This is a genomic window from Acinetobacter sp. YH12094, from assembly GCF_013419295.1.
Classification (GTDB): Bacteria; Pseudomonadota; Gammaproteobacteria; order Pseudomonadales; family Moraxellaceae; genus Acinetobacter; species Acinetobacter amyesii.
The window spans coordinates 194,911-210,931 of record NZ_VPAK01000001.1 but is presented as its reverse complement, the minus strand read 5'-3'; the positions used below and the strand labels follow the sequence as shown (position 1 = coordinate 210,931).

General features: G+C 39.3%; 15 protein-coding genes. 4 read left to right on the top strand and 11 right to left on the bottom strand.

Features of this window, described 5'->3' with window-relative positions; genetic code table 11:
* Window positions 1–180: 180 nt before the first annotated feature.
* Together FTU34_RS00990 and FTU34_RS00985 are read right to left on the bottom strand one after the other, a co-directional pair.
* A complete protein-coding gene (locus tag FTU34_RS00990; RefSeq protein ID WP_078191423.1) occupies window positions 181–711 on the bottom strand; it encodes a YaeQ family protein in 531 nt (176 codons plus the stop codon).
* Between the two features lie 65 nt (window positions 712–776).
* Window positions 777–1,790: a GTP-binding protein gene (locus tag FTU34_RS00985; RefSeq protein WP_180034490.1), complete on the bottom strand. Its 1,014-nt coding sequence runs from the start codon at window positions 1,788–1,790 to the stop codon at window positions 777–779.
* A gap of 567 nt (window positions 1,791–2,357) precedes the next feature.
* On the opposite strand from FTU34_RS00985, the gene FTU34_RS00980 reads away from it, so the two are divergent.
* From FTU34_RS00980 to FTU34_RS00970, 3 genes are all read left to right on the top strand, one after another.
* Complete coding sequence (locus FTU34_RS00980) at window positions 2,358–2,579, top strand: hypothetical protein (RefSeq protein ID WP_078191424.1); 222 nt, start codon at window positions 2,358–2,360, stop codon at window positions 2,577–2,579.
* Window positions 2,580–2,922: 343 nt separating this feature from the next.
* Window positions 2,923–4,527, top strand: coding sequence for a bifunctional 3-(3-hydroxy-phenyl)propionate/3-hydroxycinnamic acid hydroxylase (locus FTU34_RS00975; protein WP_180034491.1), 1,605 nt, complete (start codon window positions 2,923–2,925; stop codon window positions 4,525–4,527).
* Window positions 4,528–4,826: 299 nt separating this feature from the next.
* A complete protein-coding gene (locus FTU34_RS00970) occupies window positions 4,827–5,330 on the top strand; it encodes a hypothetical protein (protein ID WP_180034492.1) in 504 nt (167 codons plus the stop codon).
* 175 nt (window positions 5,331–5,505) lie between these two features.
* On the opposite strand, the gene FTU34_RS00965 is transcribed toward FTU34_RS00970, so the two are convergent.
* Window positions 5,506–6,114 carry a glutathione S-transferase family protein gene (locus FTU34_RS00965; protein WP_180034602.1) on the bottom strand — a complete coding sequence of 203 codons (609 nt, stop codon included), beginning with the start codon at window positions 6,112–6,114 and terminating at the stop codon, window positions 5,506–5,508.
* Window positions 6,115–6,329: 215 nt separating this feature from the next.
* Between FTU34_RS00965 and FTU34_RS00960 the strand changes: the two genes are divergently transcribed.
* On the top strand, window positions 6,330–7,238 hold the full coding sequence (locus FTU34_RS00960) for a DUF4349 domain-containing protein (RefSeq protein ID WP_180034493.1): 909 nt from the start codon (window positions 6,330–6,332) through the stop codon (window positions 7,236–7,238).
* A 120-nt stretch (window positions 7,239–7,358) separates the two neighbouring features.
* On the opposite strand, the gene FTU34_RS00955 is transcribed toward FTU34_RS00960, so the two are convergent.
* The 8 genes from FTU34_RS00955 to gltS all read right to left on the bottom strand — a co-directional run bounded on the left by FTU34_RS00955 (window position 7,359) and on the right by gltS (window position 15,629).
* Window positions 7,359–8,252 carry a LysR substrate-binding domain-containing protein gene (locus FTU34_RS00955; RefSeq protein WP_180034494.1) on the bottom strand — a complete coding sequence of 298 codons (894 nt, stop codon included), beginning with the start codon at window positions 8,250–8,252 and terminating at the stop codon, window positions 7,359–7,361.
* A complete protein-coding gene (locus FTU34_RS00950; RefSeq protein WP_180034495.1) occupies window positions 8,252–9,457 on the bottom strand; it encodes an MFS transporter in 1,206 nt (401 codons plus the stop codon). Before FTU34_RS00950 ends, FTU34_RS00955 begins: the two co-directional genes overlap by 1 nt.
* On the bottom strand, window positions 9,454–10,050 hold the full coding sequence (locus FTU34_RS00945; RefSeq protein WP_180034496.1) for a TetR/AcrR family transcriptional regulator: 597 nt from the start codon (window positions 10,048–10,050) through the stop codon (window positions 9,454–9,456). Before FTU34_RS00945 ends, FTU34_RS00950 begins: the two co-directional genes overlap by 4 nt.
* A gap of 196 nt (window positions 10,051–10,246) precedes the next feature.
* The gene (locus FTU34_RS00940) at window positions 10,247–10,768 is read right to left on the bottom strand and encodes an acyl-CoA thioesterase (RefSeq protein ID WP_078192241.1); all 522 of its coding nucleotides are present in this window, start codon (window positions 10,766–10,768) and stop codon (window positions 10,247–10,249) included.
* Window positions 10,769–11,050: 282 nt separating this feature from the next.
* Window positions 11,051–11,227 (bottom strand): hypothetical protein, encoded by a 177-nt coding sequence (locus tag FTU34_RS00935; RefSeq protein ID WP_171319286.1) that lies wholly within the window; start codon window positions 11,225–11,227, stop codon window positions 11,051–11,053.
* A 386-nt stretch (window positions 11,228–11,613) separates the two neighbouring features.
* Entirely contained in the window at window positions 11,614–12,606 is a 993-nt protein-coding gene (locus tag FTU34_RS00930; RefSeq protein ID WP_180009823.1) for a patatin-like phospholipase family protein, read from the bottom strand.
* A gap of 242 nt (window positions 12,607–12,848) precedes the next feature.
* Entirely contained in the window at window positions 12,849–14,324 is a 1,476-nt protein-coding gene (locus FTU34_RS00925) for a sodium:alanine symporter family protein (protein ID WP_180034497.1), read from the bottom strand.
* A 63-nt stretch (window positions 14,325–14,387) separates the two neighbouring features.
* Window positions 14,388–15,629, bottom strand: coding sequence for a sodium/glutamate symporter (gene gltS / locus FTU34_RS00920; RefSeq protein WP_180034498.1), 1,242 nt, complete (start codon window positions 15,627–15,629; stop codon window positions 14,388–14,390).
* Window positions 15,630–16,021: the final 392 nt, after the last annotated feature.

The following is a 16,021-nucleotide window of genomic DNA, read 5'->3' as shown; positions in this document are numbered from 1 at the left end:
ATTACATAAATGGGGGGCTAGAAAATTTCCCGAATTAAATTTTTATTTTGGTTTTAGGTCAACTGAGTTTTAAATCAACTTTTAAATTAACAGAATTGTATTAGCTGAAAAATAGTTATAGCACCAAGGATGCAAGCCTGAACTCACATCCATCATCATGAGTTAAATCAAATCATGCGCTTATTGCAATTGTGTCCATTCAATCACCGCTTGAGCTTTATCACCTATCAAAGTCCATTCGCCGTCCATTACGTTTAATTGTAAAGACATGGTTCGTTCGCATAACTCTTGAATGGCAGCTGTACTCGCTTCAGATAATTGCCAAATTTCAACATTCTTCAGGGTTTTCAGTTTGCTGTTGCGTTTATACCATTCGTCTACTGAAGAACCATAGGTAATCACAGCAACGTGTGGGCAACGTGCGCTGGCTTTTTTGACTTTATCTTCGTCAGGGCAACCGACTTCAATCCATTTCACCAATTGACCTGTTAAATCTTTTTCCCACAGCGCTGGTTCGTCAGTTTCGAAAAGATCTTTGGTAAATTCTAAGGCTTCATCTGCATAGCGTGCATATGCCAAGACACGTACCATCAAACGTTCAATCGTTTCAGAAGGATGCAAAGCCATCGTCAATTGATAATCACCATATTGGTGTACATCCATATTGGCAATGTTCAAATCTGCTTTATAAATTGTAGCTTTTAGCGCCATGGTAAAGTCCTCAAATTTGGCGCTTAGCATATAAGATTTAGCAAGCTTTTGCTGCGTTGATTTACTTATTTCTCAGCTTTATCGGCATCGATACGGCACTGCATTAAACGATCTTCAAATTCGAGCCATTCACGTTCAGTCTGGTAAATAATTTCGACACGATTATCGATACTTTCCTCGCTCGACTGATAATTAAACTGATCGGGATTAAAGTTAAAGGTTTTCCACCCTTGGTCTGTCTGAAAAATACCTTTGATCCGTAGCCAATCTTGCTGCTCACAGAGTAAATCTAACAACTCAAAAAAATCAAAGGTCCATCGTTTTGGGAGTTTCCAACCTGCGACACTATAGCCCTGAGCGGATTCAACATAATGATAAGGCAACTGTTTAATTTCTGTGGGTACATCGACCAACGTTTGCTTTTGTATGGCCAATAAAGGCTGAATTTTACGCGGACTTCCCACATAGGCGAGATCAATATTTGTCAGTTTTAAATCACCTTTGACGACATTGATCCATTGCTGCTGATACGGTAAATACGTTTGTTTGAGTCGTTCCAAACCAGCTTGATCGGCATCACTCATACAATCAACATGCGACACCACAACGATTTGTGCCACTTTGAGTTGATCGGCATACAGGTTTTGCGACGTCCAATCTTGATCGTGTAAGCGTGAGCCATCGACCACGGTCACCAATGCCCGCATGGCTAAATGCGGATGCCAATGTGGCTCAGTCAATTGCTCCAAAAGCTGTCCCGGATGCCCCAAACCTGTCGGCTCGATAAACAGTCGGTCGGGTTTCACCTCTGACAATAACCGTGACAACGCAATTTGCATCGGCAGTTGGCTGCTACAACATAGACAACCACCCAATAGTTCCTTCACCGCAAAGCCCTGATCTTGCGGCAACATCTGTTGATCGACCCCAATTTGCCCAAACTCATTTATCAGTACGGCCCAAGTTTCGCCCGCTGGCTTTTGCTTTAATAGCTGCTGTAAAACTGTGGTTTTACCCGCACCTAAAAAGCCAGAAATAATATGAACAGGAATCGCACCGTGGGTAGAAACTAATTTCAAAAGTGAATCACTCAAATAAATAGCCAATGATTGATGGCCTTTACCATAATGATTTCAAAAAAATGCTGCAAGCCTAGTCTTCATTTCTCCGTCTTCATTTTCCTAAAGCATAGATCAGCCTAGTATTCGAGGCATTGAATGATAATCTGGCTGTTAAACAGCCTGTTTATTCCATTTGCATGAATGCATGACATATCTGGTCACACTTTATTGGCAAAGTTAACTCTTATATTTTAAAAAATGGTCATATCGAAAAGAATCCTTACATTTGGATTTTAGTGAAATTTCTGGATTCTGCTTATTTACGACATCGATGTAATCATCATGTAACAATGAATGAATCATGAAGCCGATTTGGTCATTTTTTCTTGCAAAGTTAAATGAAGATTCCGATATTTTTTTACATTTAAAACACAGGATGGACGGTTATGTATTCATCCAGTTAACCAGTCTGTTTCACTTTGTTGCTCGCATTGATCACTCGGTTTTCTCGATTTAGCATGAGTTCTCTCCTGATGGACGTGATGATCTTTTCAGGACTTACTAAAATATATAAGGATGCTCAAAATGAAATTAACTCAAATTTTACTTGCTTCTACTCTAGCTGCTGCAGCTGCAACAAGTTTTGCTGCGAGCAAAGATAAACAAGAAGCGCCTGAACAAGAAAAAGTAGTGGTTAGCACTCAAGAACAGCCAGCGACTGAAACAACTGCTGCTGAAGGTACTGCTGCTCAACCTGCTTCAGAAGCAAATGCTGAAGGTTCTGCACCAGCTCAACCTGCTCAGTAATAGACGGATAGCGTACTCCACACGCTAAATTCATTTAGTCTGCTGCTCAACATTTATCCCTCACTAATAAAATGTTGTGCTAAATGAATTAAAGTCGCCGGATCATTGAAAAATGGTTCGGCTTTTTTATGCTCAAAGCCACTGATTGATAGATTTTAATGATCGATAAATCATTCAAAATGATTGATGATTTTCATATAAATAAATATATATCATTTACTTAAAATAAAACCCTGCAAAAAACACGACAATTCGATTCATCGTTTCGACTTATGCCTAGCTTGTTGAAAGCCTCGCTTTAGAACTTAATAGTGGCATATGTGAAGTGATTGGATGTTTACGCATGAGCAATAAAGCAAATTACACAACGGAAGTTGCCATTCTGGGCGCAGGTCCTGTCGGCTTAACCATTGCAAACTACTTAAGTAAGCAAGGCGTCAATGTCACTGTGATTGAACAACTGGACAGCCTGATTGACTACCCACGTGCGATTGGTATTGATGATGAATCATTACGTACCATCCAATCATTAGGTTTAGTGGATCAAGTGTTACCGCATACGACACCGAACCACGCGATGCGTTTCTTAACCCCTAAAGGCCGTTGTTTCGCAGACATTCAACCGCTCACTCGTGAATTTGGTTTCTCACGTCGTAATGCCTTTATTCAACCACAAGTCGATAATGTACTGCTACAAGGTTTAAAACAGTACGAAACCACAAATGTTTTATTCTCTCGTCAATTGTCTGATTTTAGCCAAGATGCCAATGGTGTAACGCTCAATATTCAAAATAAAGACGGTGAAGCTGAAAAAATTCAAGCGCAGTATTTGATTGCTTGTGATGGTGGTAACTCAGTGGTACGTCGTACCCTCAACATCGGCTTCGATGGTAAAACTGCACCGAACCAATGGATCGTGATCGACATCAATAATGACCCACTTGCAACGCCACACATTTACCTATGCTGTGACCCTGTGCGTCCTTATGTATCTGCTGCTCTTCCACACGGTATTCGTCGTTTCGAATTTATGGTGATGCCTGGTGAAACTCAAGAAGAATTAAGCAAACCTGAAAACATTGCCAAATTATTGTCGAAAGTGCTTCCAACGACCGACGGTATTGAAGTGATTCGTCAGCGTGTTTATACCCACAATGCCCGTATTGCAGATAAATTCCGTGTAGACCGTATTTTACTAGCAGGCGATGCTGCGCACATCATGCCAGTTTGGCAAGGTCAAGGGTATAACAGTGGTATGCGTGATGCGTTCAACCTAGCGTGGAAAGTTGCAATGGTTGTACAAGGTAAAGCTGGCCCTGCGCTTTTAGATACATACCAAGTTGAACGTAAAGATCATGCCAAAGCGATGATTGATCTTTCTGTAATGGCGGGTCATGTCCTTGCGCCACCAAAAAAATGGCAAGGTTTCGTGCGTGATGGTATCGCGTATGCGCTCAATTACATCAAACCGATCAAGCAATATCTATTGGAAATGCGCTTCAAGCCAATGCCGAAGTACAACGATGGTGCATTGATCAATAACGGTATTAAAGATTCACCTGTGGGTAAAATGTTCATTCAACCACATGTTCAACTTGAATCTGGTGAAAAAGTCCTACTTGATGAAGTCATCGGTAACGACTTTGCAATCATTGCTTGGGGCGTCGATCCAAAATGGGGTCTGTCAGATGCGACCATGAAAAAATGGCAAAAATTGGGCGTTAAATTTATCCAAGTATTGCCTGCTGTTCAGCTTAGCAATGAAAATCGCACCAAGTACGACAATGTGATTACGATTGGTGATATTGGTACTGATATTCGTGGTTGGTTTGGTAAAACCACTGAATCTGTTACGATTCTTCGCCCAGACCGCTTTGTTGCAGCGATTGCAATTCCACAAACTTTAGACAGCGTGAGCCAACAATTGTTTGCAAAATTGTATGCTTAATAATCTAAATAGATCTGCAAGAATTAAAAATCACCATGCATAAAGCATGGTGATTTTTTTCTATAATCACTATAAACATCAGATGCTATAATCGTTCAATACATAATTATAAGCTTCGCAAAATGCAAAAAAGATTTCAGAAATTATTCATTTATAGTTTGTTAGGTTTTATTTTTATCTGTTCACTCATTTTCGTAAAGATACATCATTTTCATGCCAATAGTTGGTTACCGATTTTCGTTTTTTGCCTCTGTTTTCTTATTTCTTTGAATTGCTATTTATTACGCTTAGAAAAAGATGTGAACAAAAACGAAGAATCTAATTTTTTGTCCTTCCATTTATACATTTCATTTTTTTATTCAGTCATTGCCAGCTTTTTTCTCACCACAGTGATTCTTGCTTTATTTGCATTACAAACTCAATATTTTGGTCAAGATAAAAATATCATTCTAAAAGGCCAAGTCTATTCACCTACATTTACACTAGAAAAGAAGCCCTGCCGAGCTCGCCTTAAATTTCCCGAAAGTGGTTGGTCTACCTTCGCGTATCTCTGTCTAGATACCAAGAAACATAAATTTTCTGGTTATTACAAACTCCATTTGAAAACCAGTTTCGCAGGGGCTGCGGTTCAGCATTATGATTGGATTGAAGATCAATTAACATATCAGCAGCATCGTGCCTTAGATATGGATCCACAACAAAAAAGACTGCTTGAAATATATGCCAAACTTGAAAGAGATTTAGGCCCACCTCTATCTGATGATGAAGCCCATGATTTTTTAAATAGAACCAACAACGATTGAGTCTATTTAATTTAGCGCAATATATGCCATACATTATCTAGGCAATAATTAAAATCGCTTTATCATCTTAGTGATTGATATTTAAAACTCTTTCTTTTTAGTTCTCAAAGAAAGAGTTATATGAATAGACATATAGCAATACCAAGTTCAGCCAACAATCAAATAAGCTTCCAGGTTAAACCGACTGAAACCAATGCACATCTTTTACCGATTCACGTTGCTGAATCTGCTGAATATAAGGTTTAAATTCATCTAAATATGGCAATATTTTGAATGAAATGGCATACACCATCCAATAAGCCAAATATAAATCTGCTGCGCTAATTTTATCCCCCAACAGATATGGCTGAGCCTGTGCAAGCCCTGTTTTAATAAAATCTAAAAGTATTTTTTCATTACCAAAACTCAAACTGCCACGTTTCTCATCCATCAACTCAGTGCTAATGCCGACATTTTTCATGTCCATGTATTCAGTCAGCGGACCATGACAGAAAAACATCCATTTCAAATATTCACCACGTTTGGGATCATCCAAGGCGGGTGCCAAACCTTTGTCACTGAATGTATCAGCTAAATAACTAAAGATGGCTGCGGTCTCACTAATCACGACAATACCATCGACTAAGCAGGGAACTTTGCCCATGGGATTAATCTTGAGATATGCCGCTTGGTGCATCTCTTCATATGGCACTTCAATAATCTCAACTTCTGACTCGATGTCTAATTCTTTCAATAAAGGCAGAATAGTATTACTGCGTGAGCGTGGATTGCTGTAGAGTTTCATTGTTGGGTTCATTGTAGATATCCTTATTTTCATCCTTGTTGTTCTGTCTATTACTATACGCGGCTTTATGTAGAATTATGTTGCGTTCATCCGTGCTTTAAACACTTTCCGATACAATACGCCCGACTAATAATTACGCTAAATTTGAATTGATATTTAAAGCAAAAAGTATTTACTCCGACTTTCTGATAATCAAACAATTGAGCTCTACATCGATGAAAAATAAATATTTAATTGCCATGTTTACGGTAATTTTAATTTCAGGCTGTTCCAAGAAAACCGAAGAAATGGCAACTGAAGCCAGCGCAGATGCACAACCTGCTCAAGTCAGTACACAGCAAGATCAAGCAGCGGAAAGCACTTCCAATGAGCCGTCTACCACGCCTGCAACAACACAAAAACCTGAAACTATTTTAAATGAGCAGGTCAACCCAGCTGAAGCCTCACGTAAAATGGTACGAGAAGCCAATGTCAGTTTTGAGTCGAAAGATGTGGTTAAAACGGCCTTAGAAATTGAAAAACTGACGCTAAGTTTAGGCGGCTTTATTGAACAGAAAAATATCGACTTTGTGGTGCAAGAGAGTCAATCCTACCCGATTGCTGACGGCAAAATTAAAATCTTTGAAAAAGTAAATCCGCAAGCGGAAATGATCATTCGTGTGCCAACTGAAAAAGCTGCACATTTCGTTAATCAACTGTTGCCCCTTATGCATTTTTTGAACCGTCAGCAATATTCGGCAAAACGCTATGAGCTAAAACTACTCGAAGAAATAATGTCACAAACACAGGTCGTGCCCGACCATGTTGCAGCTGCGCAAGTCAATGAAATCTCACGACTGACCCGCTTAGAAGTTGAAGATCGTGTCCGCTATAGCACGATTGTGATTGGCTTTACTCAACCTGCCACTGTCCGTGAACATATCGATATTAACCTTGATGCTGTTGCGCAGTTAAATGGCGATAGTTTCTGGCAAAGAGCGTGGTATGGTATTCAAAAAGGTTGGCAATTTGTGTTGAGCCTACTGGTTATTCTTATTACGATTTGGCCAATCTATATGATTATTATTATCGGTTTGATTGCCTACCGTGTGATGAAACCTTATTTACAAAAGTGGTTTAAATAAATCAGAGTGACAATGACTATGTCTCATTGAGTCTTTGATTAAAAATACGATAAATAAAAAAATCCCGAAGCGCTTAATTCGGGATTTTTTCATTTAAATCTTAGGGCAATATTTAAAGGCTTAGAAAAAGCCCATATAGAACTGCTCTTTTAATACTTTTAAAATCAACTCGATCGCATCATTTTTACGATCTTTTCGATAGCTCGCATACAAACCAATGGTCGGCAAAGGTTCAACGGTACTTTTAACCAATATTTTATCACCGAGCAATGGAATGACATAAGACGGCACCAAACTCCATCCCACGCCCATACCGACCAAATTGACATTTAACAAAATATTGGTCGAATGCTGTACCAAGTTCACATTCAGTTTATTTTGCTTAAAGAAATCTTGAATAATTCGGTATAGCTCAGGTGATGAGTGTTCATCGCTAATAATAAAATCCTGATTATTCATGTTTTTAATGCTGATATGCCGCTGTTCTGCAACAGGCGAATTTTTCGGTACAATCAGCGCCAAAGGCTCAGTAAAAATCTGAACAAATTCTATATCAGGGCTTTCTTCGACATAACGGGTAAAGGCAATATCAATCTCTCCCTTACGCACTGCACTGATCTGATCGACATCCATTAAACTATGAAAATGAATTTTTAACTCAGGAAACTGAGCTCGAATATTTGGCATGATATAAGGAAAGACCTTCATTTCAGCCACAGGAACAAAGCCGATATTCAGTTGTTCTTTACTGAGCTGCGCGATTTGACGTGCATCTATCATGGCTTTTTCAGCATGCTCTAAACTCAAACGCGCTTCTTTTAAAAAGGCCTGACCTTCTGCAGTCAGCTCAACTTTTCGGTTGGTTCGCATCAATAATTGCACCCCAACTTCCTGTTCTAGGTCTTTAATTTGCTGACTTAAAGAAGGTTGCACAGTACACATTCGCTGCGCAGCCTTGGTAAAATTTAGCTCTTCGGCAACCGCAACAAAATATCGTAGATGTCGTAATTCCATTATTCAGCTCCTAAAGCACTGCGTTTAAATTGGTTTGCCACGAATAGACGATACATCCACAAAGTGAACAGCACCATCACCGCACAAAATAAATAGGTTGCCTGAAATCCAAAGTATGCAATCAGCACACCCATAATGACCGAACCGACAGCAAGGCCAATATCAAACAAGGCAAAAAAGGTGGATATCGCATGTCCTATTCGGGCTTTTTCTACCGTTTGAATCGCGACCGTTTGCAGGCATGGGAACACTGAACCGTAGCCGATGCCCATAAAAACTGCCGATATCCAAAGCACCCATTGATTCGTGAGAAAACTCACAACCACCAAACCAATGGCAAAGCAAATAAAGGATGGATAGATGACTGCACTCGGGCCTTTACGATCATAGACTTTGCCAACCCAAGGACGGACGAGCAACATCGACACAGCAAAGACAATAAAAAAGATACTGGTATAAGCGAGTAAATGCTTCAACTCTGCATAAGCGGTGATAAAACTCATCACACTCGAATATGCAAATGCGGTCAGCAATGCCACAAAACTGATGGCAAGTACCCGTGTTTCTATCACATCACGCCATTGGATGGCTGCGGATTGGCTCGCTTGATCACTTGATTTATGCTGTACGTGTTCTTGTATTTGAACTAACCACGTAAAAATATAGCCCACTGCAACCAATAAGGCTAATACTGCAAATAAGGTACTAAAACTGCTGAATTGAATCATACTCAGCGCTAAAAATGGCCCGATCACCACGCCTAAGTTGGTCGACATGACAAAGTAACCCATGCCTTCGCCCTTTCGATGATCTGGGATGTAATCATTTACGATGGGAACATTGACCGTGGTTAATATACTGAACCAAAAACCATGTAAAAAACGAATGACCAACAACGACCACATGCTGTCAATCCACAAATAACTCAGCGCAAAAACGACAAAGATAAAGCCTGAAATACGCACAGAATTGGCTTTACCAAAACGCTCAATGATCATGCCGGAAAAGGGACGAATCGCAATGGATGACACCAAAAACAGCGTTAAAGCCATACCCGCTTGCTGAATCGAACCACCCAATTCTTTCATAATATAAATGGGCAATATTGTCAGCAGCGCAAAGTAATAGCTAAATAAAAACAAGTTATTACACAGACAAAAAACGAAAGACTTGTTCCATAGCGATGCCTGATGTTGAGTAGTCATGAGGTCATTGTCTCGCTGCTACGCGTGGCTTGGGACTGCGTAAAAATCGGGTTTAGCGCCAACTGCACCAGTCGCTTGATATAGTCTTCATCTGGCTGGGTATTAAAGAAAATGATCTGATAATGAATCGGGCCATACAACATATCCAACATGAGTTCGAAAGGATAAACCGCCCGAATTTCGCCTCGTTGAATGGCCAATTGGATCAGCTCACGTGTGGCTTCTCGTCTAGGTAATAAATACTGTTTAAAAAACTCACCCGCTGCTTCACGATGCTCCGCCAATACAACCAGCAATGCTCGACCCACGTGCTGATTTAAAGCCCGTGATAGTTTGAGCAATTGTTGATTTAGATTGAACTCTAAACTTTGTGATAAATCGAGTTCAAACACTGACGCGGTGTGCGCTTTAAAAGCATCGAAAACCAGATCGGACTTATGCTTCCACCAACGGTAAATCGTCGATTTTCCCACGCCTGCACGAGCTGCAATATCTTCAATGGTCATGCTTCGATAATCACTTTCCGCTAAAGCATCAGTGACCGCTTGTAAGATACATTGCTTACGCCGAGAAGTTTTTTCAGTTTCACTCATAATTTAAAAACGAAACGCTACGTATCGTTTTATATTAAACAGTATTGGACTGAATGACTATCTTTAACTGAGCTTTAAAGAATAAACTTTAGTCGCACACTCGGAATTCAAATCCCAACTGCACTCTCCAGACGAATTTCAGAATACAAAAAAGATCGCCTAAGCGATCTTTTCAAATATTCAGCCACCAAAGTGATTAGCTTTGTGTCGACTTTTTATAAATACTGCAAGAAGGATGATGATTTTCCTGTAAACGTGCCACTTTACGCTGTTCCGCAGCTTCGAAACGACAACGTTTCCAGTCATTATCTAGATTCAATGCTGGAATTTGTTTCGGCTTACCTTGATCATCAACAGCGACCATTGTGAAATAGCAACTATTGGTATGACGTACTGTACGTTTTTGAATGTTCTGCGCTTCAACACGAATACCAATTTCCATAGAAGTACGACCAACATGGTTCACACTTGCAAGGAAAGTCACTAATTCACCCACGTGAATTGGTTCTTTAAAATTCACTTTATCGACTGATAGTGTCACCACGTAGCTACCAGAATAGCGACTTGCACAAGCATACGCGACTTGGTCTAACAATTTTAGAATCGTTCCACCATGCACATTACCCGAAAAATTCGCCATGTCAGGAGTCATTAAAACTGACATCGATAATTCTGACTGGTCGTCTAGTGCATTCGCAATTTGATCTAATGGGGACATCTTGTTTCTCTAGACTCGTGATATAACAATGATTAATGTGATTATTATATAGATTTTAATCAAAATTAAATGTTCAAATCGGCAAAAAAACCATCATTATTATTTATAGTGATCATACCATCATTCAGTAAAATATATATCGATAACGATATACACCCGATAAACAAGTATTTATCGCGCTATCTATCAGCTTTTTTTAATCCAAGCTATGCTGTGTTTTATATTTAAAACATATTCATTAAAACGCGTTGTTCATCGATTCAACATAGCACGGCATTAAACTTAATCTTCTAAGACTTTTAACATCTCGAAAGATACGTTGTCATAGCTGGTTTTTTGCCCAAAATCATTGGTACTTTCTAGCGTGTAAGAATTATCTACATGTACATGAGTGACAATAAATACCCTCTCTTCCATCATCGCAAGCTTTACTTTTTGTCCTACATCAAGCGTTTTCATCTACAGCTACCTTTAAAATATTTATTGGTTTTAAGTATTAATAACCTGATGATATTCTAAACACTTCAACAGTATTGGTAAACGTAAGCACATGAATAAAAACGCTAATATAGGTATATACTCTTAAAATCTACGTAAAACCAATTAATATGATTTTCTTAATTAATTTCAAATAATTAACTGTATATTTTCTTATTATTACGATTTTTATATTTGGCAAATCTTTTGATTAAGACCTAAAACCAATCAACATCCAAGATATTAATGATTACTAGATACTATTGAGCATGGGAAAAGCTGAGAGCAAAAATTAAAATGCTTTGCTGAAATAAAAATGCACCCTGAGAGGTGAACAGGATGCATGTCAATTTATGGATTGTACCAACCTAGTCTTTGGCCGCTAAATAAGGAATATGATGTCCCTTGCTGTATTGATGTTCAGCATAGACCCGAGAAATCTCTCCAAGTTTTTCCAAGGTTGCCTCTTCACCTGCAAGCATCGTCGCTTCACGCCCTTTCACATCAAATATATGTGCTTTTTCACGTAAATCAGGTTGAATCACAATGTCTGCTCGCTTGAGCTCTTCTTGAGCTAAACGATTTTGCATAATATTGATATTTTGGTTAAACAAGCCCCAAACATTCGACGTTTCGGTATGAATCGGTCGTGCCAAAATATCCACCGCAATAATAATATCTGCCCCTAAATCGCGTGCAACGTCCACAGGAACTGGACTGACCAAGCCACCATCGACATATTCAGTGTCTTCAATAATCGTTGGAATAAACATGCTCGGAATCGACACCGAAGCACGAACGGCCTGTCCCGTATTACCATAGTTGAACACGACTTTTTTGCCATCCTTTAACTCGGTTGCCACCACATACATTGGGGTTTTTAGTAACTCTAAAGGCACATCATCAACTTGCTCATTGATATAATCTTCAACTTTTTTACCGTCAAAAAACCCTTTTTTGTCCAAACGTATTTCTCGAACATCATTGGCTTTCATATTTAAGGCGATATCTCTTAACTCATTGGCACTTTTACCTGAAGCATAGATTGAACCCACAATGCTACCCGCACTGGTTCCGACAATGAAATCAGGGTGTATTCCCTGCTGTTCAAGTATCTGAATGGCGCCAATGTGTGCATAACCACGGGCCCCACCACTCCCTAAAACCAAAGCAACAATCGGACGCTTTTCCTGCTTTTTCACTTTTTTAAAGTCAATGCGGTTATTCGCCACTTGAGCAGGTGCTGCTGTATAAGTTCGAATTTGTGATGTTGTTTCAGCGCTGACCTTTTTTGAGCCCACACTTTGACAACCTACAAGGCTGATTGCGAATGCAGTCATCAAAACAGTTATGCTTTTCATTGAGAGATATTCCAAATGCAACTCGAGATTTGAAGAGAAAAAGTAGTCTAATCAGTCCACATTCACGTCACTGTTATTATTCGTTAATGCCTCTGACCGATGCACATTATATTGACATACAACCTAGAAAGTCATTGGCTGTCAAAATTTCAGTGTCTAGCAGAATTTCCACATCAAGATCCAAAACATTGTCTAGCAAAAAAAGCCCCGATAACGGAGCTTTTTAAAGTTAATTTTTGACTTTACCAAATATCGGAATTAACGCGATCCTTATATTTTGGATGTTCATCCATCTTAAATACTGGCTCTTTTACACCCCGTTTTAACTGTGAGGTGTAGTCTTTCATCAGCATCAATAAGAATGGCGTCAGCAATAAAATCGCAAAGAGGTTAATACTCGCCATCACGCCCATGAAGAGATCCGCTAAGTTCCAAATCAGTGGCACACTCATGATTGAGCCAAAGTACACCATCATGAGGACGACTACGCGGAATATAAACATGACCTTAGGATTGTTATTGATAAACTGCACATTACCTTCAGCATAAGCATAGTTACCGATTACTGAAGAATAAGCGAATAAGAACAAGATTATGGCAAGGAAGTCATCTCCCCATGCGCCAATCTGGCTTTCAAGCGCCATTTGCGTCAAAGCAACACCCTCAAAGCCTGCATTTTCATACAAGCCAGATGCCAAAATAATGATCGCCGTACAGGTACACACCACAAATGTATCGACAAAGACACCGAGCATCTGAACCAGGCCTTGATTGACCGGGTGTTTAACATCTGATGCTGCCGCAGCATTCGGAGCAGAACCCATACCCGCTTCGTTTGAGAATAATCCACGCTTAATGCCTTGCATCATCGCCATAGAAACCATAGCACCGAAGAAACCACCAGCCGCAGCATCAAACTCAAATGCTTTGCTGAATATTAACTGGAAGATATCAGGCAAGATTGCAAAGTTAGCAAAAGCGATATAGAGCGCGACTGCCAAATAAAGTAATGCCATAAATGGAACAAAACGTTCTGCCACTTTTGCAATACGCTTAATACCACCAAAAATAATCAGCGCTGTTATAAAGACAAGGAATAACCCTACCCAAGAGATTTCGAAACCAAAACCACCTAAGTCTAAAATGATATTGGCTTTATCCCAGCCCCACGCATGTGAGGTCGCACCTGTAATGGCATTGGCTTGCACCGCATTAAAGACAAAACCGTAGGTTGAAATCAGCGCGATGGCAAAAACCACGCCCAACCACTTTTGCTTTAAGCCTTGCGTGATGTAATACGCTGGACCACCACGGAATTGCTGATTTTGCGTATCACGCACTTTAAAGAGCTGTGCAAGTGAAGACTCCACAAATGCAGAACTCATGCCTAAAAATGCGGTAAACCACATCCAGAACACTGCACCCGGCCCACCAATTGCAATCGCAATTGCAACACCTGCGACGTTACCCACACCGACACGACTTGCCAGTCCAGTCACAAAGGCTTGGAATGGTGTAATCCCATGCTCATCATCGCCTTCTTTACGGCTAGATTTCATCACTTTCATACTGTGAATGAATAGGCGAATCTGGACTGCACCTGTTACTACAGTATAAAAAATACCAACAGCAACCAAGAAGACAACAAGGAAATCCCAAAGTGGGTCATTAAAAATTTTAATCCACCCCAACAGGGTTTCATTTAATTGTTCATTCATATTCAACCCTAGTTTTAAATGGTCAAAAGTATAAAAGGCTCTTTTTTGAAGAGCCTTTCTAAATTAAGCAAAGAATTTAAGAATTAATTGAATAACTGTTGCGTTAATCAAATCAACAAAAAATGCGCCACATAAAGGAACGATTAGGAAAGCCTTATGAGATGGACCATACATATTGGTAATGGCTTGCATATTTGCAACTGCGGTAGGTGTTGCCCCCATACCAAAACCACAATGACCCGCCGCTAAAACCGCAGCATCATAATTTTTGCCCATTACACGGAAAGTGATAAACGCAGCATATAGTGCCATTGTTAATGTTTGGGCTCCCAAAATCACAACTAATGGTCCTGCAAGATCTGATAGCTGCCATAGTTTCAACGATAATAGTGCCATTGCTAAGTACAGTGATAATGAAGCATTACCAAATACATCAATTGCACGATCAAATATTTGTACGCGGAAAATACCTTCTAATACATTACGTAAAATGACACCACCAGCTAAAGCCCATACAAATGTCGGTAATTCAAACATCGTACCTTTACTGAAAGCCGTCATAAAATCAGCAAATGCTAAACAGCCAGCAAATAAGCCCAAAGTCGTAATTGCATTATCTGCGGTAATTAAACGAACACGATGTGGATATTCAAAAGGTACATATTCTGTTGAATTAATATCAGCTAGTGGTGTGTTATCACTACGCTCAATTTGCTCATTCGTGCGCGGAGTTGCTAGGCGATAACGATTAATTAGCAACTTAGCTAATGGGCCACCAATAATACCACCAATGATTAAACCAAAAGTTGCACTTGCCATACCTAAAGCTAATGCACCTTGTATACCGTGTTCAACTTCAAGAATTTCACCCCATGCACCAGCTGTACCATGACCACCTGTCAACGTAATTGAACCTGCAATCAAACCAATCAGTGGATCAATACCCAATAAAGTGGCAAGACTGATACCAACGACATCCTGCACAACAATGAAAGAAGCAACGGCTACCAGAAAAATAACAAGACCAATTCCGCCTTCTTTCAATTTGGCAAAGTTTGCGCTTAAACCAATGGATGCGAAGAAAATCAGCATAAAACTGGTTTGTAATTCACTACTCGTAGTAATGCTATAACCCCAAATGCTATGTACAACCAATGAAATTATTGCAGCAACCAAACCACCAGCTACGGGCTCAGGAATATTGTAACGCCTCAAAAAACTGATTTTATTTACCAGAAAACGTCCTAATAAAAGAACGATCACCGCCGCAATTAAGGTATAAAATGCGTTAAAGCTAAATTCCATAATAATTTGTCCAAAATGGTTAGAATATTTATTAGTCCAATTAATAGAAATTAGTAGCGTTTATTAATTAAAATACAATTCCAATTTGTAAATTTAACCAATAAATCAGGCTACCAGCTATTCATTGCCAATCATAAATATTCATCATCTGATTCAAATATGTATGCCTGAGTTAAAAAAAGTGAAAACTCAATTCGACAAAACAAATCCATAAAAGCAGTTCATGCTTACTAAACCAACACTTACTACAATATTCACATCATAGATGAAATACATAAAATCAAATGCTGATTAGAAAAGTCGCACATTATGCGTGGAGAACAGAGAAATTTCATTAATTTTAATTACAAAAAGTTTTATTTGCTATAATTTAAAGTTATATCTATTTGTTT

Excerpts from the sequence above, each read along its gene's own strand:
- FTU34_RS00990 (WP_078191423.1), bottom strand. The coding sequence starts at position 711 with ATGGCGCTAAAAGCTACAATTTATAAAGCAGATTTGAACATTGCCAAT.
- FTU34_RS00980 (WP_078191424.1), top strand. The coding sequence starts at position 2,358 with ATGAAATTAACTCAAATTTTACTTGCTTCTACTCTAGCTGCTGCAGCT.
- FTU34_RS00975 (WP_180034491.1), top strand. The coding sequence starts at position 2,923 with ATGAGCAATAAAGCAAATTACACAACGGAAGTTGCCATTCTGGGCGCA.
- FTU34_RS00965 (WP_180034602.1), bottom strand. The coding sequence starts at position 6,114 with ATGAAACTCTACAGCAATCCACGCTCACGCAGTAATACTATTCTGCCT.
- FTU34_RS00960 (WP_180034493.1), top strand. The coding sequence starts at position 6,330 with ATGAAAAATAAATATTTAATTGCCATGTTTACGGTAATTTTAATTTCA.
- FTU34_RS00955 (WP_180034494.1), bottom strand. The coding sequence starts at position 8,252 with ATGGAATTACGACATCTACGATATTTTGTTGCGGTTGCCGAAGAGCTA.
- FTU34_RS00950 (WP_180034495.1), bottom strand. The coding sequence starts at position 9,457 with ATGACTACTCAACATCAGGCATCGCTATGGAACAAGTCTTTCGTTTTT.
- FTU34_RS00945 (WP_180034496.1), bottom strand. The coding sequence starts at position 10,050 with ATGAGTGAAACTGAAAAAACTTCTCGGCGTAAGCAATGTATCTTACAA.
- FTU34_RS00940 (WP_078192241.1), bottom strand. The coding sequence starts at position 10,768 with ATGTCCCCATTAGATCAAATTGCGAATGCACTAGACGACCAGTCAGAA.
- FTU34_RS00935 (WP_171319286.1), bottom strand. The coding sequence starts at position 11,227 with ATGAAAACGCTTGATGTAGGACAAAAAGTAAAGCTTGCGATGATGGAA.
- FTU34_RS00930 (WP_180009823.1), bottom strand. The coding sequence starts at position 12,606 with ATGAAAAGCATAACTGTTTTGATGACTGCATTCGCAATCAGCCTTGTA.
- FTU34_RS00925 (WP_180034497.1), bottom strand. The coding sequence starts at position 14,324 with ATGAATGAACAATTAAATGAAACCCTGTTGGGGTGGATTAAAATTTTT.
- gltS (WP_180034498.1), bottom strand. The coding sequence starts at position 15,629 with ATGGAATTTAGCTTTAACGCATTTTATACCTTAATTGCGGCGGTGATC.